Below are 20652 nucleotides of genomic sequence, written 5' to 3'. Positions count from 1 at the left end.
TGCAAAAACCCCGTCACATCAGTGGTACAGGGTGCAACGGGTATATTTCAGATGATTTCCTGCCCCTTGCAGGCAACGGCGACGCGCCGCACTATGACGCCCATGGACAATTCCCACACCAAGCTGCTGGTCGTCGACGACGATCCGGCGCTGCGCCAGTTGCTGGCCGACTACCTGAACCGGCACGGCTACGACACATTGCTGGCGCCGGACGCGACCGATCTTTCCTCGCGCATCACCCGTTACGCGCCCGATCTGCTGGTGCTCGACCGCATGCTGCCCGGCGGCGATGGCGCCGACGCCTGCCGCCGCCTGCGCGAGCAGGGCGAGGACATTCCCGTCATCCTGCTGACCGCGCGCGACGAAGCCGTGGACCGCATCATCGGCCTGGAGGCCGGCGCCGACGACTACGTCGGCAAGCCCTTCGACCCCCGCGAACTGCTGGCCCGCATCGAGGCCGTGCTGCGCCGCAAGCGCGGCCCGTCCGCGCTTACGAAGGACGCGCCGGTCTCGTTCGGCCCGTTCGTGTTCGACCCGTCCACGCGCCAGCTTTCCCGCGACGGCACCGTCGTCAAGCTGACCGGCGGCGAGATCAATCTGCTTGAAGCCCTGGTGCGCAACGCCGGCAAGCCGCTGTCGCGCGAACGCCTGCTGGCGCTGGCCCGCGACGACGACGCCGGCGAGCGCAACGACCGCGCGATCGACATCGCGATCCTGCGCCTGCGCCGCGTCATCGAAGACGATCCCAAGCAGCCGCGCTGGATCCAGACCGTCTGGGGCATCGGTTACCGGTTCTCGCCCTGATGCGCTTTTCCCCCGGCATTCTGGTGCCCCGCTCGCTGCGGGCACGGCTGATCCTGCTGATCCTGGGATCCGTCCTGCTGACGCAGGCCGCCACATTGGTGACGGTGTCGTATTTCCGGCACAAGTTCATGGAAGACACGGCGATCGGCTACATCGTCACCACCATCCGCACACTGCGCGCCGCCGTGTCCCAGGTGCCGGCCGAAGATCGCGCCGATTTCGTGCGGACCGCGTCCCAGAACCAGTGGCGGTTGTGGTCGCGCGTGCTGCCGGCCGAAGCCAAGCTGCAACGCTTCAACGGCCGCCGCCCGCCGCCGCGCGCCGCGCCGCGCCCGCCGCCTTCGCCGCCGCCGTCCACCCAGGATTCCCAGTTTCACGGGCCGCCGCCGCCCCCGCCGCCCGAGGTCCGCGACGACGAGCGCGACACGGACGCCGCGCGTGCGGACGGACGTGGCGACGCGCAGCGCACCGGTGACGGCGCCCGCGACCGCGAGGAATCCAACCGCCGCTACAAGCCCGAGCCCGACGACATCCGCCGCGACCTGCGGGTGCTGGTGCAGCAGCTGAACGAACGCCTGAACGACGGCACGCGCGTGGCGCTGTCGCGCGGCCCCACGCCCGAAATCTTCATTTCGCTGGCGCCCAACCCGGCCACCGAAGATGCGCCGCGGCTGCGCGAGTGGCTGGTCATTCCGCTGGAACGGCTGGACCCGCCCGTCGCCACGCCGTTCATCGCCGCCTGGCTGGGTGGCCTGGGCCTCCTGCTGCTTCTGGCCGTGGGCTTTTCGTGGCACATCACGCGGCCGATCACGCGCCTTGCCGACGCCGCGGACCAGTTGGCCGCGGGGCAGCCCCAACGCGTGGAGCCCTCGGGGCCGCACGAAACGCGCGTGCTGGGCGAACGCTTCAACGCCATGCTGGACGCGTTGTCCGAGTCCGACTCGGTGCGTCGCACGCTGCTTTCCGGCCTGCCGCATGACCTGAAGGGGCCGCTGTCACGCATGTGGCTGCGCGTCGAAATGGCCGACGATTCCACGCTGAAGGAAGGCCTGCGAACGGACCTGCGCGATATGCAGCACATGGTGGATCAGTTCATCGGTTTCGTGCGCGGCACGGATCCGGCGGCCTACCGGTACGCGCCCATCGTGCTGTCCGAATGGCTGACCGAGCGCGTGGGCGCCTGGCAGGGCGCCGGCACCGCCATCGGCCTGGACACTGCCCTGGATGCCAGCGGCCTGGTGGTGCAGGCCGACGCCGTGGCGCTGGGCCGCCTGCTGGACAACCTGATCGGCAACGCGCTGAACCACGGTGCGCCGCCGGTGGAAATTGCATTGCGCCGCGAGGAAGGGCACGCGGTGCTGGACGTGGCCGACCACGGCCCGGGCATCGTGCCCGAGCGCCGCCTGGAGGCCTTGCGGCCGTTCAGCCGGCTGGACGACGCGCGCACCCGCACCGGCAGCGTCGGCCTCGGCCTGGCGCTGGCCGAAGCCATCGCCCGGGCGCACGGCGGGTCGCTCGAATTGCGCGAGGCAGAATCCGGCGGCCTGTGCGTGCGGGTCCTGCTGCCGCTGTCCCAGGTCGCCTGACCGCAGGCCGCTTGACCGGCGTGCCCCGGGAGCAACCCCCGGGGCAGCCCGCGCTACGGTACGATTCATCCTGCTTCGTCCTTTGCCCGTACCCCGCACCATGGCCATCCAGTCCGATTCGCTTTCCTCCCGTCCCGACGCCCCTCGCATCGTGGCGCCGCAGCCGGTGTCACCGAACGAGGAGTCGATCGAGCGCGCGCTGCGGCCCAAGGCGCTGGAAGAGTATGTCGGGCAACAGCGCGCCCGCGAACAGCTTGAGATCTTCATTGCCGCGGCCAGAAAGCGCGGCGAGGCGCTGGACCACGTCCTGCTTTTTGGCCCGCCGGGCCTGGGCAAGACCACGCTCGCGCACATCATCGCCCACGAAATGGGCGTGCAGTTGCGCCAGACCTCGGGTCCGGTCCTTGAGCGCCCCGGCGACCTGGCCGCGCTGCTGACCAACCTCGAGAAGAACGACGTCCTCTTCATCGACGAGATCCACCGCCTCTCGCCCGTCGTCGAGGAAATCCTCTATCCGGCGCTGGAAGACTTCCAGATCGACATCCTGATCGGCGAAGGTCCGGCCGCGCGCAGCGTGAAGCTGGACCTGCAGCCCTTCACGCTGGTGGGCGCCACGACGCGCGCCGGGATGCTGACCAATCCGTTGCGCGACCGCTTCGGCATCGTCTCGCGGCTCGAGTTCTACAACGCCGCCGATCTCGGCCGCATCGTGACGCGCAGCTCGGGGTTGCTCAATGCCGTCATCACGCCGGATGGCGCGGCCGAGGTGGCGCGCCGCGCCCGCGGCACGCCGCGTATCGCCAACCGCCTGCTGCGCCGGGTGCGCGACTACGCCGAGGTGAAGGCAAACGGCACGATCGATGGCGACGTCGCGGGCCGCGCGCTAGCCATGCTTGAAGTCGATCCGCAAGGCCTGGACCTGATGGACAGGAAGCTGCTCGAAGCCATCGTCCACAAGTTCGATGGCGGCCCGGTCGGCGTGGACAGTCTGGCTGCCGCCATCGGCGAAGAGCGCGACACGATCGAAGACGTCATTGAGCCGTACCTCATCCAGCACGGGTACCTGCAACGCACGCCGCGCGGCCGCACCGCCACGCTGACCACCTGGCGTCATCTGGGCCTGACGCCGCCCGCGGGCACTACCGGCGGCAGCGGCGACCTCTTCGGCAAATAGGCTGCCCCGCGCGCCGTCATGCCAACGGGCGGCGCGCAAACCGCGCTGCGGGTTTATGATCCGAGGGTTTCGTTTCCCCCTCGCGATCTAAGGACCTTATTCCATGCAGCCCGAATTGCCCTCCTATGATGACGTCGTGCGCGCCAGCGAGCGCCTGGCCGGCAACGCACACCGCACGCCCGTCCTGACCTCGGCCACTGCCGATGCCATCGCCGGCGCGTCGCTGTTCTTCAAGTGCGAGAACTTCCAGCGCATGGGCGCCTTCAAGTTCCGGGGCGGCTACAACGCGATCGCGCGCCTCACGCCCGAGCAGCGTGCCGCCGGCGTCGTGACGTTCTCGTCGGGCAATCACGCACAGGCCATCGCGCTGGCCTCCCGGCTGCAGGGCGTTCAAGCCACGATCATCATGCCGCTGGATGCGCCTGCGGCCAAGCGCGCGGCCACCGAAGGCTACGGCGGCAAGATCGTCACCTATGACCGCTACACCGAAGACCGCGAGACCATCGCCCGCCGCATCCAGGCCGAAACCGGCGCCACGCTGATCCCGCCGTACGACCACGAGGACGTGATCACGGGGCAGGGCACCGCCGCCAAGGAGCTGTTCGAGGAAGTCGGCGAGCTCGATTACCTGTTCGTGTGCCTGGGCGGCGGCGGCCTGCTGTCGGGCTCGGCCCTGTCCGCCTTCGCGCTCAGCCCGCGCTGCCTGGTGTACGGCGTGGAGCCCGAAGCCGGCAACGACGGACAGCAGTCCTTGCGCAAGGGTGAAATTGTCCGAATCCCCGCGCCCAAGACGCTGGCCGACGGCGCCGCCACTACCCACCTGGGCAATATCACGTTCCCCCTCATTCAGAAGTACGTGCGCGATATCGTCACGGTGACGGATGAACAGCTCGTCACGACCATGAAGTTCTTTGCCGAGCGCATGAAGATGGTCGTGGAACCCACGGGTTGCCTGGCCGCGGCCGCCGTCATGCAGAACGTGGTGCCGGTGCGTGGGGCCCGGGTAGGCGTCATCATCAGCGGGGGCAACGTCGATCTTCCGGCCTACGCCCGGCTGCTGGCGGGCTGACGCGCATCAAGCGGCGCGCGCGGCGGGCGCCCCGCGCGCGCTTGCGCCTGCCGACCTGGCAAGGCAGAATCGAACCTCGATCCTGACGAACCGGAGGCTACGCCATGCGTATCCTTGTCATTGGCGGCACGGGCTTCATCGGCCGCCACTTGGTAGCACGGCTTTGCGCGGACCCGCATCAGATCATCGTGCCCACGCGGCTCATTGCACGCGGACGCGACCTGCAATTACTTCCCACCGTCACTCTGCTTCAGGCGGACATCCATGACGACGCCGCGCTCGACGGCATGGTCCGGGGCTGCGATGCCGTCGTGAACCTGGTGGGCATCCTGCATGGCAATCTGGGCCGGCCGTATGGGTCGGATTTCGCGCGGGCCCACGTGCATCTGCCGCAGCGCATCGCGCAGGCCTGCGTGCGCCACGGCGTGCGCCGCCTGTTGCACGTCAGCGCGCTGGGCGCCGACTCCAGCGGCGACAGCATGTACCAGCGTTCCAAAGGCGACGGCGAAGCCGCCATCAAGGCGGCCTACCAAGACCGCGGCGATATCGGCTGGACCATCTTCCGTCCGTCGGTCCTGTTTGGCCCCGACGACAACTTCACCAATATGTTCGCGTCGCTGGCGCGCTGGCTGCCGGTATTGCCGCTGGCGGGCGCCAATGCGCGCATGCAACCCATCTATGTCGGCGATGTGGTGACCGCCATGGTCAACGCGCTGGCCGACACCCACACCTGCGGCAAGACCTACGAACTGGGCGGGCCGCAGGTCTACACGCTGGGCGAGATCGCGCGGCTGTGCGCCGCCTGGAGTGGCCATCCGCGCCCTGTCATCAGCATTCCGATGGGTGTGGGGCGCATGCAGGCCCGGCTGTTCGAGTGCATGCCGGGCACGCCGCTGATGTCACGCGACAACCTGGATTCCCTGCGCCGCGACAACGTCTGCGGCGGGCCGATCGCGCCCGAGCTGCACGTGGTGCCCACGGGCCTGGAGGCCGTGGCGCCGCGCTACCTGCAGCAAGGCAAGGCGGCCTCGCGCCCTTAGCGCACCAGCGCCTTCAGCGCCTGTTTGATGCCGTCGGACACGCCCACGCCTTCGGGCAGCGTCTTCAGCGCCGACAGCGATTCCTTCTCGGAGTAGCCCAGCGCCAGCAGCGCATTCAGGATGTCGGACTGGTTGTCGTGCGTGACGTGCGACGACGCGCCGATGTCCGCGCCCAGCTTGCCGCGCATTTCCAGCAGCAGCCGTTCCGCGGTCTTCTTGCCGATGCCCGGCACGCGGGTCAGGCGGCCCGACTCCTGCAGCGTGATGGCCTGCGCCAGGTCTGCCACCGACAAACCCGACAGCACGGACAGCGCGGTGCGCGCCCCAATCCCGCTGACCTTGATGAGCTCGCGGAACGCGCTGCGTTCGCCGGCCGAGGCAAAGCCATACAGGATGTGCGCGTCCTCGCGCACGGTCAGATGCGTGTAGAGCGTGACGCGGGAGCCCGTGTCGGGCAGCGAATACAGCGTGCTCATGGGTACGTCGATGTCATACCCCAGTCCGCCGACGTCCACGCAGATCGTGGGGGGCAGTTTTTCGATCAGGGTTCCGGTGATTCTTCCGATCATGGTGAGAGGCCTGGCAAGAGTGGGGCCACGCAATGCGCGGCGAATGCGGGGATTCTATACGCGCGGGGCGCTCAGCCGATCAGCCGGCCGTTGCGGATGCGGGTCTTGCCGCCCATGCGCAGCGCGCTGCCCAGGCGTTCCAGCTTGTCCTGCAGCGGACCCACGTGCGCGTGGCAGATGGCGCAGGCCAGCGCGTCGGCCGAGTCGGGGGCGGGCACGCCGTCCAGCGCCAACAGGTGCTGCACCATCATCTGCACCTGTTCTTTCGCCGCGCGGCCGGTGCCGACCACGGCTTTCTTGATCTGCAGGGCGGTGTACTCGTGCACGGCCAGCGAACTGTCGGCCAGCGCGCACAGCGCCGCGCCGCGCGCCTGCCCGAGCAGCAGGGTGGAAGCGGGATTGGTGTTCAGGAAGACGATTTCCAGCGCGGCCACGTCGGGTTGCGTGTCGCGGGCCACCTGGCGCAGGTTGTCCAGGATGACCTTTAGGCGTTCGGACAGCGTCAGCGCCGGCGGGACCACGATGGTCCCGCTGGCCACGTAACGCAGCCGCGAGCCATCGGCATCGATCACGCCGAAGCCAGTGCGGCGCAGGCCGGGATCGATGCCGAGGACGCGCATCAGTGGCGGAAGTGACGGGTGCCGGTCAGCACCATGGCGATGCCGTGCTCGTCGGCCGCGGCGATGACTTCGTCATCGCGCACGCTGCCGCCCGGCTGGATCACGCACGTCGCGCCCGCAGCCACCACCACGTCCAGGCCGTCGCGGAACGGGAAGAACGCGTCGGACGCCACGGCCGAGCCCTTGAGGGTCAGGCCGGCGTTTTCCGCCTTGATGGAGGCGATGCGGGCCGAGTCGATGCGGCTCATCTGGCCGGCGCCAACACCGAGGGTCATGCCGCCGCCCACGAACACGATGGCGTTGGACTTGACGTACTTGGCGACCTTCCAGGCGAACGACAGGTCGTTCATTTCCTGTTCGGTGGGCTGGCGCTTGGTGACGACCTTCAGGGCGTCGCGCGGCACGTTGTAGGCGTCCGGGGTCTGCACCAGCCAGCCGCCGCCCACGCGCTTGATGTCGAAGGCGTTCTGGCCCGTGCCCATCGGCACTTCCAGTACGCGCACGTTCTTCTTGGCAGCCAGGATGGCAAGCGCCGCGCCGTCGTAGGCGGGGGCCAGCAGCACTTCCAGGAACTGCGCGCTGACGGCCTCGGCGGTCGCGGCGTCAACCGGACGGTTGAAGGCGATGATGCCGCCAAAGGCCGACGTCGGGTCGGTCTTGAAGGCCTGCTGGTACGCGCCCAGCGTGTCGGCCGCCACGGCCACGCCGCAGGGGTTGGCGTGCTTGACGATGACGCAGGCGGGCGCCTCGAAGCTGCGCGCGCATTCCCACGCCGCATCGGCGTCGGCGATGTTGTTGTAGGACAGTTCCTTGCCCTGAAGCTGGCGGTAGTTGCCCAAGAGGCCGGCCGGACGCTGCGCGTCCACGTAGAAGGCGGCGCTCTGATGGGGGTTTTCGCCGTAGCGCAGGGCCTGTTCCTGCTTGACCTGCAGCGTCAGCGTGCCGGGCCATTCGTTGCGGGCGGGCACGGCTTCCTGCGCGGGTTCGGCGTCGGTCAGGCTGGTCAGGTAGGCGGCGATGGCGCCATCGTAGGAAGCCGTGTGGGCGTAGACCTTGGCGGCCAGCGCCAGGCGCAGACCGTACGAGGTCGAGCCGCCCTTGTCCATTTCGGACAAGACGCGGGAATAATCGACCGGGTCGATCACGACGGTCACGCCGCCGGCTTCGGTGCCGTGGTTCTTGGCGGCGGCGCGCAGCATGGCCGGACCGCCGATGTCGATGTTCTCGACGGCGTCGGCAAACGTGCAATCGGGCTTGGCGACCGTTTCACGGAACGGATACAGGTTGACCACCAGCATGTCGATGCGATCGATGCCTGCCGCCTTGATCGTGTCCATGTGCTCGGCGCTGTCGCGGCGGGCCAGCAGGCCGCCGTGGATCTTCGGGTGCAGCGTCTTCACGCGGCCGTCCAGGATTTCGGGCGAGCCGGTGTGGGCGGCCACTTCGGTGACGGTCAGGCCGGAATCGGCAAGCAGCTTGGCGGTGCCGCCGGTCGACAGCAGGCGCACGCCACGCGCGGCCAGGGCGCGGGCAAATTCAACGATGCCGGTCTTGTCGGACACCGAAAGCAGGGCGGTTTCGATTTTCATGATGGGACGGAGTGGGGCGGGGGCGCCTTTCTCGTTCTGGTCGGATGGGAAATCTGGAGGGGGCGGCGGCGCGACGCAGGCGCCGCCCGCGCGAGGGAAAGCTAAACCTGGATATTGTGCGCCAGCAACTTCTTGCGCAGCGTGTTGCGGGTGATGCCCAGCATCTCGGAGGCCCGGGACTGGTTGCCGCCCGACCGCTCCAACGCTACTTCAAGCACCGGGCGCTCCACGCAGCGCATGACCATGTCCCACATATCGTGGGGCTCGGACTCGCCCAAGTCTTCGAAATAGCGCTCCAGGCTGGCGCGCACGCATTCTTCCAGGACATCTTTCTTGCTCATTTGAGTACAGATATTTTTATGTTGGTGTTTAGGCGGTCATGCCGCCATTAGGGCTTCTGCGGCCGGCGCCGGGGTGGGGGCGCCGTCGCGTGAGAGGGTATCGAACCAGTCCGCCACCGCCCGCCATTGGTCGCGGGTGTTGTCGATCTGGTTCATGCCGGCGCAAAACGAATCCGCGCCCGGCAGGCCGTCCACATACCAGCCTATGTGCTTGCGCGCGGTGCGTACGCCGGTGTGCTCGCCATAGAAACGGTAGTGGTCGTCGAGATGTTCGAGCAGCAGCTCGCGCATTTCCCCATGAGAGGGAGGGGCCAGTGTTTCGCCCGTGCGCAGGAAGTGGTCGATTTCGCGGAAGATCCACGGACGGCCCTGGGCCGCCCGGCCAATCATGACCGCATCGGCGCCAGTGTAATCCAGGACGTGCCGGGCTTTGGCGGGCGAGTCGATATCTCCGTTCGCGATCACGGGGATGCCGATTTCGGCCTTGACGGCGCGGATGGTGTCATATTCCGCCTCGCCCGTATAGAGGTCGGCGCGGGTCCGGCCATGCAGGGTGAGGGCGGCGATGCCGGCGTTTTCGGCCAGTTTGGCCACGCGCAGGGCGTTGCGGCTATTGCGATCCCAGCCGGTGCGGGTCTTCAGGGTGACCGGCACGCCAAGCGGCGCGCAGGCGGCCACCACGGCGTCCAGGATGCGGACTATCAGATCTTCATGGCGCAGCAGCGCCGAGCCCGACGCCACGTTGCACACCTTCTTGACCGGACATCCCATGTTGATGTCGATGATCCGGGCGCCCTTGTTGGCGTTGAAGGCGGCGGCCTCGGCCATCATGGCGGGGTCCGCCCCGGCGATCTGCACGGAAATGGGGGCGATCTCGCCGTCGTGGTTCAGGCGGCGCGAGGTCTTGACGCTGTCCCACAGCTTCGGGTTGCTGGCGGCCATCTCGGACACCGCGTAACCCGCCCCCAGCTTCTTGCAAAGCTGGCGGAATGGACGGTCCGTCACGCCCGCCATGGGCGCGACAAGAACGTTGTTGGGAAGGGTCCACTGGCCTATGCGCATGCTCACATTTTAACCGGCTCGATCGAACCCCCATTTTTGGGGCGCGAGGGCCTGGTAACAAACAGGGAATAAAAGACGGCGATCCAACCCCTGTCCGGGGCCGGATCGGGGAAAGGTCAGGCGCGGAATCCCTGCAGCAGGTGTTGCGCGAGCGGGGCGCGCAGCGGGGAGGCAAGGTCCATCCCCAATAGTGCGGCGCCGCAGGCGTGTTCGACGGGCGCAAGCCCGGTGGCGAAGACGCGCGGCATGAAATCGGTGAGCCCGGCGGTGATTAAACGGTCCAGATGGCGCGCGCTGGCGAATTCGGCGAGCGCCGGGCCGGGGTTGGCGCCGGCGTTGGCAGCGCGATGTGAAAGCCAGCCCGCCAGGGTCTGCGCCAGCCGCGCCGCGTCGCGCAGGCCCAGGTTCAGACCCTGTCCCGCCACCGGGTGCAGGGTCTGGGCGGCGTTGCCGATGGCCGCCACGCGGCCGTGCACCTGCGCGCGGCGCGCAGACAGCGCCAGCGGGAACACGTGGCGCGGGGCATGGCTGGACAGGCGGCCCAGGCGGTCGCCGAAGGCCTGCGTCAGCGCGTGGGAAAATGCGGTGTTGTCCAGCGCCGCCAATTCGGCCGCACGGTCCGGCGCGCTGCACCAGACGACCGAATAGGCGTCCGGCATCTGCGGATGCGGCAGCAGCGCCAGCGGGCCTTCGGAGGTGAATCGTTCCCAGGCCCAGCCGCGCCGTGGCAACGTGGCGTGCGCGGTGGTCAGCACGGCGTGCTGGTCGTAGTCGCGCCGCACATCGGTGGCGCCGGCGCCGTCGGACTGCACGGCGACGCCGCACAGGATTTCTGCGTCGCCCTGCCGGATGCGCACGCCGTCGGCGTCCTGCAGGCCGATCTGCGCCGGCGGGCCCGCCAGCACGGTGACGCCAGACGCCGCCACGCATTCGTCCAATTTCGCATACAGCCCGGCGTAGGCCACCACGCTGCCTAGTTGGGGCACGTTGAAATCGGTGTGCTGAATCAGCGTGCGGCCCAGCCTGCCGCGCTGCGACACATGGATGTTGCGGATGTCGGCCGAACGCTCGGGCCAGGCATGCAGCGACTCCAGCAGCACCCGGCTGCCGTGGTTCATGGCCAGCACGCGCGGATCCGCGGCGGGGACGGCCGCGGCCGGCGTGACGGGGACGGGCGCGCTGCCCGCGAGCAGAGCGATGCGCGCCGGGTCCGGCGCCACGCGCGCCAGCATCAGGGCCAATACGCGGCCCACGGGGCCGGCGCCAAGAATCGCAATGTCGTAGGCGGAGGAAGTCATGCCCGGATTTTACCCGTCCACTACAATCGCGGCAGCCGCCGCAGCCCGGCGCCACGGCTCCCTTACCGGTTGATTGACATGACGCAGGCCCAGGCTTCCTCTTCGCTTTCCGCCGTTTCCACCCGCCGCCCCCGCAGCAAGGTCGCGGTGGGGCTGCTGGCCTGCCTGTTCGGCGCCTTCGGCGCGCACTGGTGGTATCTGGGCCGGCGCCACGCCTGGCTGGTGACTCTGTACGCGGCCGTGTGCCTGTTCTGCGCGTTCCGCTTCTACTCCGTCTGGTACGACAACCCCGCGTTCTTCCTGCTCTTCATTCCGATGATCGACGGCTTCATCGAAAGCGCGGTTTACTCGCTGATGCCGGACGAGAAATTCGACCGGCTCTGCAATCCGGGGCTGGGCAAGGTGTCATCGACAGGCTGGGGGCCGGTGCTGGTTGCGATCCTGGCCTGCCTGGTCGGCGCCATCGTCACCATGTTCGCCATCGCCATGGTCGTGGTCTACGTGTGGGTGGCCATGGGTTGGCTGGACGGCTACGTGCTGTAAATCGCGCCGCCCCGCTATTCGCGCATCAGCGCCTCGATCTCGGTGGCCTGCACCGGCACGCCGCGGGTGATCAGTTCGCACCCTTCGTCCGTGACCAGCGCGTCGTCCTCGGTGCGGATGCCGATATTCCAGTAGACCTCGGGCACGTCGTCCGCCGGGCGCACGTAGATGCCCGGTTCAATCGTCAGCATCATCCCGGTTTCCAGTGTGCGCCACGGCCGCTCCGCGCCGGTTGCCGTGCACGGCTCGCGGTAGTCGCCCACATCGTGGACGTCCAGCCCCAGCCAATGGCCAGTCCGGTGCATGTAGAAGCGGCTGTAGTCGCCCGATTCCAGCACGCCGTCCAGCGACCCCTTCAAGAGTTTCAGGTCCAGCATGCCCTGCGCCAGGACCCGCAGTGCGGCCTCGTGCGCGTCGTTGAAGCCGCGGCCCGGCGCGGTGGCCTGGGCCGCCGCGTCCTGCGCCGCCACGGTCAGGTCGTAAAGCGCGCGCTGCGGGCCGCTGTAGCGGCCGTTCACCGGAAACGTGCGCGTGATGTCGCTGGCATAGCTGTCGACCTCGCAGCCCGCATCGACCAGCACCAGGTCGCCGTCGCGCAGCACCGCCTCGCCGGCCGGATAGTGCAGGACACAGGCATTGGCGCCGGCCGCGACGATGCTGTTGTACGCCACCGACTGCGCGCCATGGCGGCGGAACTCATAGAGCAGCTCGGCCTCGATCTCGTATTCGCGCATGCCGGGCCGCGCAACGCGCATGGCCCGCGCGTGCGCGCCCGCCGATATCTTGGCCGCGCGCCGCATCGCCGCGATCTCCGAGGCGTCCTTGATCAGCCGCATGCCGGCCAGCAGTGGACGCACGTCCTGCTGCCGGGTCGGCGGCGTGTGGCCGCCGCGGCTCTTTTCCTGCGCCGCGGCCAGCCAGCGGCGCAGGCGGCCGTCCGTGCGCTTGTCGCCGGCCAGCGGCGCGTACAGCGTGGGGTGGTCCAGCATCAGCGCGGGCACCAGCTCGTCCAGCGCGTCGATGGGGTGGGCGTCGTCAAAGCCGAAGTAGGCCGCGGCGGCCTCGGGGCCGAAGCGCTTGCCTTCCCAGAGTTCGTGCTCGACATGGCGCGGCCGGCAGAACAGCACGGCCCGGTCCGTGGCGCCGGCAACCAGCACCAGCCACGCGTCCGGTTCGGTAAAGCCGGTCAGGTAAAAAAAGTCGCTGTCGTGCCGGTAGGGGTACTCGGCGTCGCGGTTGCGGATGGCCTCCTGCGCCGTTGCCAGGATGGCGATGCCGCCTCCTTCTGCGCGCATGCGCTCCATCAGGCGCTGGCGCCGCGCGGCGAAAGGGGCGATGTCGTCGGGAGGCAGGCTCATGGCGGGCGGGCCGGAGCGGGCAGCCCCGGCAAAGGCGGAAGATGGGGCCTACTTTACCCGCCATCCCGCGAATGCAACACCCCGGCGGTGAATCCGCGATGGCGGCGCGGCGATGACTGGACGGCGCGCGAACCGCTGCTACAATCGCCGCTCTGTCATTGGGGAGTAGCCATCCTTTTCCCCGAAAGGAGTCAGCGTCAACAGACTTGGTGGTTCAGTGCTGCGGAGCAGCCGCTAGAACCCCATGGCGCTGACGGCACCCACGTCCGGCTTGCCGCCGCGTGGATCAGCCAGGCGAGACCTTTGGCCGCGTAGCGTTCACCCTTGGCCGGGCGAGCCGCTGCGTCGCGCCAATGGTATCTGCTCGTCCGGCCGTGTTCCCATGTTGCTCACCCTGTTTCTGTTTTTCCTGTCCGCGGCAGTGATTTACGTCGCGTGCGAGTTCTTCGTCAATGGCGTCGAATGGGTCGGTCATCGCTTCCAGTTGGGCGCGACCGCCACCGGCACCGTGCTGGCGGCCTTCGGCACCGCGCTGCCGGAAAGCGCCGTCACCTTCATGGCCGTGGTCTTCGGCGATACCCCCGAACAAAAGGACATTGGCGTCGGCGCCGCGATGGGCGGCCCTCTCGTGCTGGCCACGCTGGCGTACGCCGTGGTGGGCCTGGCCCTGTGGCGTGCGCGCCGCGGCCAGCCCGCGCAGGCCGACTGTATCAACGCGGACCAGCGCCGGCTGGCCCGCGACCAGGCCTGGTTCATGGGCATCTTCATCTTCAAGGTGGGCCTGGGGCTGCTGGCCTTCGCCTGGAAGCCGTGGCTGGGTTTCGTGTTCCTGGCCACCTATGGGCTCTACATCAAGCGCGAACTGAGCAACGACGAGGAATGCCTGGACTGCGAGGATCTCGAACCGCTCAAGCTGCGTCCGCGCGACCAGAATCCGACGATGTTCTGGGCCGCCACGCAGACCATCATGGCGCTGGTGGTGATCGCCGGCGCCTCGCACGTCTTCGTGAACCAGATCGAACTGCTCGGCATCGCGATGGGCGCGTCGCCGCACGTGGCGGCCCTGCTGCTGGCGCCGGTCGCAACCGAATTGCCGGAGATCATGAACGCGCTGATTTGGGTGCGGCAGGGCAAGGAGCGCCTGGCGCTCGCCAACATCTCGGGCGCCATGATGATCCAGGCCACCATTCCCAGCGCGCTCGGCATCTTCATGACGCCGTGGTTGCTGGACGCGCCGTTGCTCGCGGCCGGCCTGTTCACCATGGTGTCCATCGGCCTGTTGTGGATGCGCTTTCGCCGCGCCGCCATGAGCGTGCCGGCGCTGTCGGCCGTGGGCGGGCTGTATGCGATCTTCGCCGGCTACCTGGGCTGGCACTTCTACGCCTGAACGCGTCCGCCGGACGGGCTGCCCGCGCCTGTCCGGCTTTGCGTCATTTGTGCGTCAAAAATGCGCACAACCCTTGTCCATCAGTACAAACCCGCGTAAACTCGCGGTGTTTTCCATCCCAGGAGCAGTCTTCGTGAATACCGATTCCGGCGAAAGTTGTCGATCTTGCATCGACGTCGCTGTCTGACAGGATCCACGCAGAACTCCGTCTGCCGCATCCTGTCATTCAGGTTGCGGTGTATCCCAAGCGCCAGGCATCAGCCCGGCCCATAGTGCAGTCCTTCGGTCTGCCGGGACTCCCCCCGACATAAACCGCCAGAACCGCCGCTAGTCGCAGCGCCAGCGTTCGTGCACGTTCGTCGTGTCCGCCGCAAGGGCGTTGTCCGGCTGCGCTCGTGTTCGCGATTACGCTCCGCCTTCTTGTCATGGAGGTCGTTATGCGTTTCTTCGACTTGTTCCTGCGCCGCGCCGGCGTGGACCGTGCCACCGCCCTGGGCCGCCGCCGCGGCACGTCCCGGCTGACGGTGATCTGTCCTCGCGGCGAGATCGGCGCCTTGCGCAAGCAGATCTGCCTGGACTTCAGCGCCGCTGGCCTGGACGTCGCGCAAGTGCAGATCGACCAAGGCCAGGATCCGGATCTCGCGTCGGCTTGCATCACCGTCAATTGCCCCCCCGAACTGCGGGCGGAACTGATGACGCAAGCACGCCGCCTGAGCGCCAACCCTTCCGTCCGCCACGTGCATTTCGGCGCGCAGGCCGCAATGGCCTGATCGCGCCTTTCATTTACCCCAGGAGAAATCATGCCTAGCGCCTTAGACCCAGAGCCTCGATTGCGCCCTGTGCGCGGCTCCGGCATGCCTATCTGACCCGTCATCTCCCTGCGAGCCGACTGGCCGGATAGACATCCCGGTCCGTACGGAACCCGCAGCACGGAATCCCCGGCCCACTACGCGCCTCGCGCGCCCCGGCGCCCGGTCCTGATTCCACCGCCCGCTCCCTTTCCGTTTTCCGCACCCGGCGCGCCATAGACGCGATCCGGACACCGGCAACATTGCTCCGGCGCCTGCGCACGCCCGTTTGCGGCGGCCTCACGGCATTTCCTTGGAAACGCCGCGGACCGCTGCTGCCTGCGCGCGGCCGCCATCGGCAGGGTCGTCCGTGTCTCCCGCAACAACTTTAATAAATGCGGAGCACTCCCATGTTTGCTTTTCTGAAGTCCTTTTTTTCTTCCGCCGCGCGTCTGCGCCGCACCGGCCGGCACTTTCGCCGCGCCCCCATCCTCGAACAAGGCGGAGATCACGCCGCGGCATCGTCCGAGGCCGCCCGCCGCGCCAGCCAGCGCATGGTCGAGACGTCGCGGCTCGGCTTCGACTCGCTATTCGAGCGGTTCGGCAGCGGCTGGGGCGGCCTGTCCGACGCCCAGGCGCTGGCCGCGCGCGAACGCCACGGCGCCAACGAGGTCGATCACGAAAAACCGCTGTCCTGGCCGGCTCACCTGTGGCTGTCCTACCGCAATCCGTTCAATCTGCTGCTGACCGCGCTGGCCGTGCTGTCGTGGTTGACCGACGTGCGCATGGCGGCGCCCGAGGAACAGTCCTGGACGGCGGTCGCGATCATCGGCTCGATGGTGGTGATCTCGACCGTGCTGCGCTTCGTGCAGGAGCAGCGCTCGAACCGCGCCGCCGAAGCCCTGAAGGCGATGGTGCGCAACACCGCGACGGTGCTGCGCAGCGACGCCGGGTCGCCGGCCGCCGGATCGCCGGCCGCCGGGTCGCCGGCCGCCGGATCGCCGGACGCGGGAAATGGTCGCCGCTTCTTCGGCGCCGCCTTGCATGCCACCGGCTCGCAACAGCGCGAAGTGCCGCTGGCCGACCTGGTGCCGGGCGACGTGGTGCTGCTGTCAGCGGGCGACATGGTCCCCGCCGACTGCCGCATCCTCAACGCCAAGGACCTTTTCGTTGCGCAGGCCGCCCTGACTGGGGAATCGCTGCCCGTCGAAAAGCACATGTCCCCGCGCGAGTCATCCGCCAATGCGCTCGAGCTGGAGAACATGGCCTTCATGGGCACCAATGTGGTCAGCGGAGCGGGCAGCGCGCTGGTGGTGGCCACCGGTTCGGATACGTACTTCGGCCAGCTGGCGGGGCGCGTCACGCAGACCTCGCGCGCCCCCACGCAGTTCCAGCAGGGCATCAACCGCGTGAGCTGGATCCTGATTCGCTTCATGCTCGTCATGGCGCCGGTGGTGATGCTGATCAACGGCTTCACCAAGGGCGACTGGCTTGAAGCGCTGCTGTTTGCGCTGGCCATCGCGGTGGGACTGACGCCTGAAATGCTGCCCATGATCGTCACCGCGACGCTCGCCAAGGGCGCCGTGCGCATGTCGCGCCGCAAGGTCGTGGTCAAGCGCCTGGATGCGATTCAGAACCTGGGCGCCATGAACGTGCTGTGCACCGACAAGACCGGCACGCTGACGCAGGACCGCATCGTGCTCGAGCGCCATACCGACGTCTATGGCGCGGCCAGCGACGACGTGCTGGCGTACGCGTACCTGAACAGCTACTACCAGACGGGCCTGAAGAACCTGCTGGACGTGGCTGTGCTGGAACATGCCGAAGTCGCGCGCAGCCTGGACCTGGCGGGCCGTTACCGCAAGATCGACGAGATTCCGTTCGATTTCTCGCGCCGCCGGATGTCCGTCGTGGTGAACGAGACCGAGAACGGCCGCGACCACCACGAGCTGATCTGCAAGGGGGCGCTCGAGGAAATGCTCTCGGCCTGCACGCAGCTGCGCGTGGGCAATGCGGTGCATCCGCTGACCGACGCCCGCCGGGCCGACATCCGCCGCGTGACCGCCGGCCTGAACCGCGACGGCCTGCGCGTCATCGCGGTGGGCGTCAAAGAGCTGCCGCCCACGCAGCAGGCCTACGGCGTCGCGGACGAATCCGATCTGGTGCTGGTGGGATACATCGCGTTCCTGGATCCGCCAAAGGAGTCGACGGGGCCGGCGCTGGCCGCGCTGAAGGACTCGGGCATCGAGGTCAAGGTGCTGACCGGCGATGTTGAACTGGTCACGCGCAAGGTCTGCCGCGAAGTGGGGCTGGACGTGCGCAAGGTGTACCTGGGTGCCGAGATCGAGGCGATGGACGACGACGACCTTGCCGTCGCCGTGCGCGAGGCCAACGTGTTTGCCCGCCTGTCGCCCATCCACAAGGAACGCATCGTCCGCAGCCTGCGGGCGCAGGGCAACACGGTGGGCTTCATGGGCGATGGCATCAACGACGCGCCGGCGCTGCGGGCGGCGGACGTGGGCATCTCGGTGGATTCGGCGGTGGATATCTCGAAGGAGGCCGCCGACATCATCCTGCTGGAAAAGAGTCTGATGGTGCTGGAGGACGGCGTGATCGAAGGCCGCAAGACCTTCTGCAATATGCTCAAGTACCTGAAGATGACGGCCAGCTCGAACTTCGGCAACGTCTTTTCGGTGCTGGTTGCGAGCGCCTTCCTGCCGTTCCTGCCGATGCTGCCCATCCATCTGCTGCTGCAGAACCTGATGTACGACATTTCGCAGACCGCGATCCCGTTCGACAACGTCGACGAGGAACTGCTGAAGCAGCCGCAGCGCTGGGACCCGGACGGCTTGGGCCGTTTCATGGTGTTCTTCGGCCCGATCAGCTCGATCTTCGATATCGCCACGTACGCCGTCATGTGGTACGTCTTCCAGGCCAACGCGCCCGAGCACCAGACGCTCTTCCAGTCCGGCTGGTTTGTCGAGGGCCTGTTGTCGCAGACGCTGATCGTGCATATGATCCGCACGCGCCGGATTCCCTTCCTGCAAAGCCGCGCCTCGTGGCCGCTGATGGGCATGACGCTGATGGTGATCGCGCTGGGCCTCGTGCTGCCGTTCTCGCCACTGGCGGAGTATTTTCAGTTGCAGGCGCTGCCCTGGAGCTACTTCCCCTGGCTGGTCGGCATCCTGCTCGGATACTGCGTGCTGACACAGGCGCTGAAGGGTTTCTGGGTGCGCCGCTACGGTTGGCAGTAGGCTGATGCAATCGGTGGCGGGTGGCCCCCGCCGCCAACGCAAGGAAAGATCATGAGAATTGCATTTTGCGCCGCATTGGCGGCGGCCGGCCTGATTCCGCCCTGTACCGTGCTGGCCGCGGACGAGGGGACCGGATTGCAGCTGTACGGCGTGGTGGATGCCGGCGTGGCCGTGACCCGGGTGTCGGGGCAGGGCAGCCAGAGCGGCCTGCTCAACGGCGGGCTGACGGATTCGTTGTGGGGGCTGCAGGGGACGGAAGACCTGAGCTCGGGCTGGGCCGCCAACTTCCAGCTTGAAAGCGGCTTTGACCCGTCCAGCGGCAACGCGGCCGACGGCAGCCGCCTCTTCAACTATGGCGCGTGGGTCGGCTTGGCCCACGCGGACTATGGCGACCTGCGGTTTGGCCGCCAATACACCGTCGGCCAGACCTACGGCGACGCGCTGGAGATCGCCTCCTGGAAGGACATGGGCATGGGCGCCACGTTCAAGGCGTCGGACAACTACCAGTTCAGCAACATGGTGAACTGGTATTCGCCGCAGTGGCGCGGGTTCCAGGCTGGGGTCGGATACGCCTTCGACGCCGATGGGCAGGACAACTTCCGCACCAACCAGAACACCCGGGCAATCAGTGTGGGCCTGAAGTATGAGGACGGTCCGCTGCTGGCGGTTGCGACATGGGAGCAACTGCGCCTGGCGGGCCCACCCGCGGCGGCCGGGGGGCGTCCGCAGGCGGCGCAGTTGGGCGCCTCATATGACTTCGAGGTGGCCAAGGTGTCGGTGGCGTGGTCGCGCCAGCGCAACGGTTACGTGGGGCTGGACGGCGGCGACCCGGATGGGCTGGGCATCGGGCTGGGGCCGGCCGCCTTCGTGCAGGGTGGCACGGTCGATGCCTGGCTGGTCGGGGTCAGCGTGCCTGCCGGGCCGGGCACCGTGCTGGTGCAATGGTCCCTGGCCAAACCCGACTGGAATTGGGCCAATGGCATGACGGCGCGCAATGCGCAGGTTGGGACGCTGGGCTATACCTACGACCTGTCGCCGCGCACGACCCTCTACGCTTTCGCCGGCTATGCGTCCAATTACACGCTGGACAACCAGTTCGACCCCGGCAACGCCCACACCACGCGCATCGGCACGGGCGTGTCGCACCGCTTCTGACGCTTTCCGCCCCCGGCGGCGCCCGGCAGCGGACAACGGCGGGGTCTACTACAATCGCCTGAGATCGGCGCCGGGCGCGCCGGTCCTTGTCTTCGCGTCGTTTCTCGGATGGCCCGCATGGATAGTCTCGAATGGCTCGTACCCTGGGAGTTCTCTCCCACGCTGGTGGCTTCCTTCCTGGTGGCCATCGTGCTGTTCGTACGCGGCCAGCGGGTCCACCATGTCACGCGCGCGCGCCGCATTCTTTTCTGGACGGGGATGGTCCTCTTGTACCTGTCCCTGCATACCCGCCTCGACTATTACGCCGAGCGCATGTTCTTCATCCACCGCATCCAGCATCTGGTCCTGCATCATCTCGGACCGCTGCTTGTCATGGCCGCCTTCCCCGGACAGGTGATGCGGGCGGGCCTGCCGATGCGCTGGCGCATACGGCTGCGTGATTTCCTGCGCACCGGCGCGGGCCGCGCCACGGTGGCCGTGCTGACCCACAAGATCTTCGTGCCGGCCCTGTTCGTGTTCCTCGTGCTGGTCTGGCTGATCCCGTCGGTGCAGTTCTATTCGATGCTGGATTGGCGCTTGTACCGGGTCATGAACTGGTCGGTCGTGATCAGCGGCTTCATGTACTGGAACCTGATCCTGGACCGCCGTCCCGCGCCGCCGGCGGCCATGTCGCCCGGCGGACGGGTGATCTCGCCCGTGGCGACCATGCTGCCGCAGATGGTCGCGGGCGCGGTCATCGCCTTCACGGAAAGCGACATCTATCCGCTCTTCGAACTATGCGGCCGGGCCATCGCCATGTCGGCCCAGACCGATCAGACGATCGGCGGGCTGACGATGTGGATCCCCGCCGCGCTGGTGGAAGTGATCGGTCTGATGGTGGCATTGGGGACGCTGATGCGTCTTTCCGCCAAGGGGCGGCTGCGCAAGGCGGACCGCGATGCGCGCGCCCGCGCCAAATCGGGCGCGGCGCTATCTTCATAGGCCCGGCCGGGAATGCGGCGCTGATTGGCGCATT

The 20652-nt window shown here is 67.9% G+C and carries 18 protein-coding genes and 1 riboswitch; of the genes, 11 read left to right on the top strand and 7 right to left on the bottom strand.

Annotation, left to right across the window (positions count from 1 at the left end; all coding sequences use genetic code 11):
* Positions 1-102: 102 nt before the first annotated feature.
* The 5 genes from ASD71_RS20445 (at position 103) to ASD71_RS20425 (ending at position 5673) form a co-directional block, all read left to right on the top strand.
* Positions 103-804, top strand: coding sequence for a response regulator (locus ASD71_RS20445; protein ID WP_008158717.1), 702 nt, complete (start codon positions 103-105; stop codon positions 802-804).
* Entirely contained in the window at positions 804-2390 is a 1587-nt protein-coding gene (locus ASD71_RS20440; RefSeq protein WP_056568861.1) for a sensor histidine kinase KdpD, read from the top strand. The genes ASD71_RS20445 and ASD71_RS20440 overlap by 1 nt, the downstream gene beginning before the upstream one ends.
* A gap of 100 nt (positions 2391-2490) precedes the next feature.
* On the top strand, positions 2491-3564 hold the full coding sequence (ruvB, locus tag ASD71_RS20435) for a Holliday junction branch migration DNA helicase RuvB (protein WP_056568858.1): 1074 nt from the start codon (positions 2491-2493) through the stop codon (positions 3562-3564).
* A 103-nt stretch (positions 3565-3667) separates the two neighbouring features.
* The gene (locus ASD71_RS20430; protein WP_056568855.1) at positions 3668-4633 is read left to right on the top strand and encodes a threo-3-hydroxy-L-aspartate ammonia-lyase; all 966 of its coding nucleotides are present in this window, start codon (positions 3668-3670) and stop codon (positions 4631-4633) included.
* A gap of 104 nt (positions 4634-4737) precedes the next feature.
* Positions 4738-5673, top strand: a complete 936-nt coding sequence (locus ASD71_RS20425) for a complex I NDUFA9 subunit family protein (protein ID WP_056568853.1) — start codon at positions 4738-4740, stop codon at positions 5671-5673.
* Here the strand turns inward: ASD71_RS20425 and ruvA are convergent.
* The 6 genes from ruvA to ASD71_RS20395 all read right to left on the bottom strand — a co-directional run bounded on the left by ruvA (position 5670) and on the right by ASD71_RS20395 (position 11152).
* A complete protein-coding gene (gene ruvA, locus ASD71_RS20420; RefSeq protein WP_056568851.1) occupies positions 5670-6242 on the bottom strand; it encodes a Holliday junction branch migration protein RuvA in 573 nt (190 codons plus the stop codon). The genes ASD71_RS20425 and ruvA overlap by 4 nt on opposite strands.
* A 71-nt stretch (positions 6243-6313) precedes the next feature.
* Positions 6314-6862: a crossover junction endodeoxyribonuclease RuvC gene (gene ruvC, locus ASD71_RS20415; RefSeq protein WP_056568849.1), complete on the bottom strand. Its 549-nt coding sequence runs from the start codon at positions 6860-6862 to the stop codon at positions 6314-6316.
* Complete coding sequence (gene purH, locus ASD71_RS20410; protein ID WP_056568847.1) at positions 6862-8451, bottom strand: bifunctional phosphoribosylaminoimidazolecarboxamide formyltransferase/IMP cyclohydrolase; 1590 nt, start codon at positions 8449-8451, stop codon at positions 6862-6864. Before purH ends, ruvC begins: the two co-directional genes overlap by 1 nt.
* A 101-nt stretch (positions 8452-8552) precedes the next feature.
* Positions 8553-8792 carry a helix-turn-helix domain-containing protein gene (locus ASD71_RS20405; RefSeq protein WP_006217670.1) on the bottom strand — a complete coding sequence of 80 codons (240 nt, stop codon included), beginning with the start codon at positions 8790-8792 and terminating at the stop codon, positions 8553-8555.
* Between the two features lie 36 nt (positions 8793-8828).
* Positions 8829-9854: a tRNA dihydrouridine synthase DusB gene (gene dusB / locus ASD71_RS20400; RefSeq protein WP_056568844.1), complete on the bottom strand. Its 1026-nt coding sequence runs from the start codon at positions 9852-9854 to the stop codon at positions 8829-8831.
* 116 nt (positions 9855-9970) lie between these two features.
* A complete protein-coding gene (locus ASD71_RS20395; RefSeq protein WP_056568842.1) occupies positions 9971-11152 on the bottom strand; it encodes a UbiH/UbiF/VisC/COQ6 family ubiquinone biosynthesis hydroxylase in 1182 nt (393 codons plus the stop codon).
* Between the two features lie 78 nt (positions 11153-11230).
* Between ASD71_RS20395 and ASD71_RS20390 the strand changes: the two genes are divergently transcribed.
* Positions 11231-11695: an NINE protein gene (locus tag ASD71_RS20390; RefSeq protein ID WP_056568839.1), complete on the top strand. Its 465-nt coding sequence runs from the start codon at positions 11231-11233 to the stop codon at positions 11693-11695.
* 14 nt (positions 11696-11709) lie between these two features.
* On the opposite strand, the gene ASD71_RS20385 is transcribed toward ASD71_RS20390, so the two are convergent.
* Entirely contained in the window at positions 11710-13053 is a 1344-nt protein-coding gene (locus ASD71_RS20385) for an aminopeptidase P N-terminal domain-containing protein (protein ID WP_056568836.1), read from the bottom strand.
* A 148-nt stretch (positions 13054-13201) separates the two neighbouring features.
* Positions 13202-13392, top strand: a riboswitch (yybP-ykoY riboswitch).
* Between the two features lie 43 nt (positions 13393-13435).
* Between ASD71_RS20385 and ASD71_RS20380 the strand changes: the two genes are divergently transcribed.
* The 5 genes from ASD71_RS20380 (at position 13436) to ASD71_RS20360 (ending at position 20618) form a co-directional block, all read left to right on the top strand.
* Positions 13436-14440 carry a sodium:calcium antiporter gene (locus ASD71_RS20380; protein ID WP_056568833.1) on the top strand — a complete coding sequence of 335 codons (1005 nt, stop codon included), beginning with the start codon at positions 13436-13438 and terminating at the stop codon, positions 14438-14440.
* A gap of 437 nt (positions 14441-14877) precedes the next feature.
* Positions 14878-15210, top strand: coding sequence for a hypothetical protein (locus ASD71_RS20375; protein WP_056568831.1), 333 nt, complete (start codon positions 14878-14880; stop codon positions 15208-15210).
* A gap of 428 nt (positions 15211-15638) precedes the next feature.
* Positions 15639-18482 (top strand): magnesium-translocating P-type ATPase, encoded by a 2844-nt coding sequence (gene mgtA / locus ASD71_RS20370; RefSeq protein WP_056568827.1) that lies wholly within the window; start codon positions 15639-15641, stop codon positions 18480-18482.
* A gap of 51 nt (positions 18483-18533) precedes the next feature.
* Entirely contained in the window at positions 18534-19637 is a 1104-nt protein-coding gene (locus ASD71_RS20365; protein ID WP_056568823.1) for a porin, read from the top strand.
* Positions 19638-19745: 108 nt separating this feature from the next.
* The gene (locus ASD71_RS20360) at positions 19746-20618 is read left to right on the top strand and encodes a cytochrome c oxidase assembly protein (protein WP_156395237.1); all 873 of its coding nucleotides are present in this window, start codon (positions 19746-19748) and stop codon (positions 20616-20618) included.
* Positions 20619-20652: the final 34 nt, after the last annotated feature.

This window comes from Achromobacter sp. Root565, from assembly GCF_001427425.1.
In the GTDB taxonomy this organism is placed as follows: Bacteria; Pseudomonadota; Gammaproteobacteria; order Burkholderiales; family Burkholderiaceae_B; genus Achromobacter; species Achromobacter spanius_D.
This window is presented reverse-complemented; position numbering and strand designations above follow the sequence as displayed.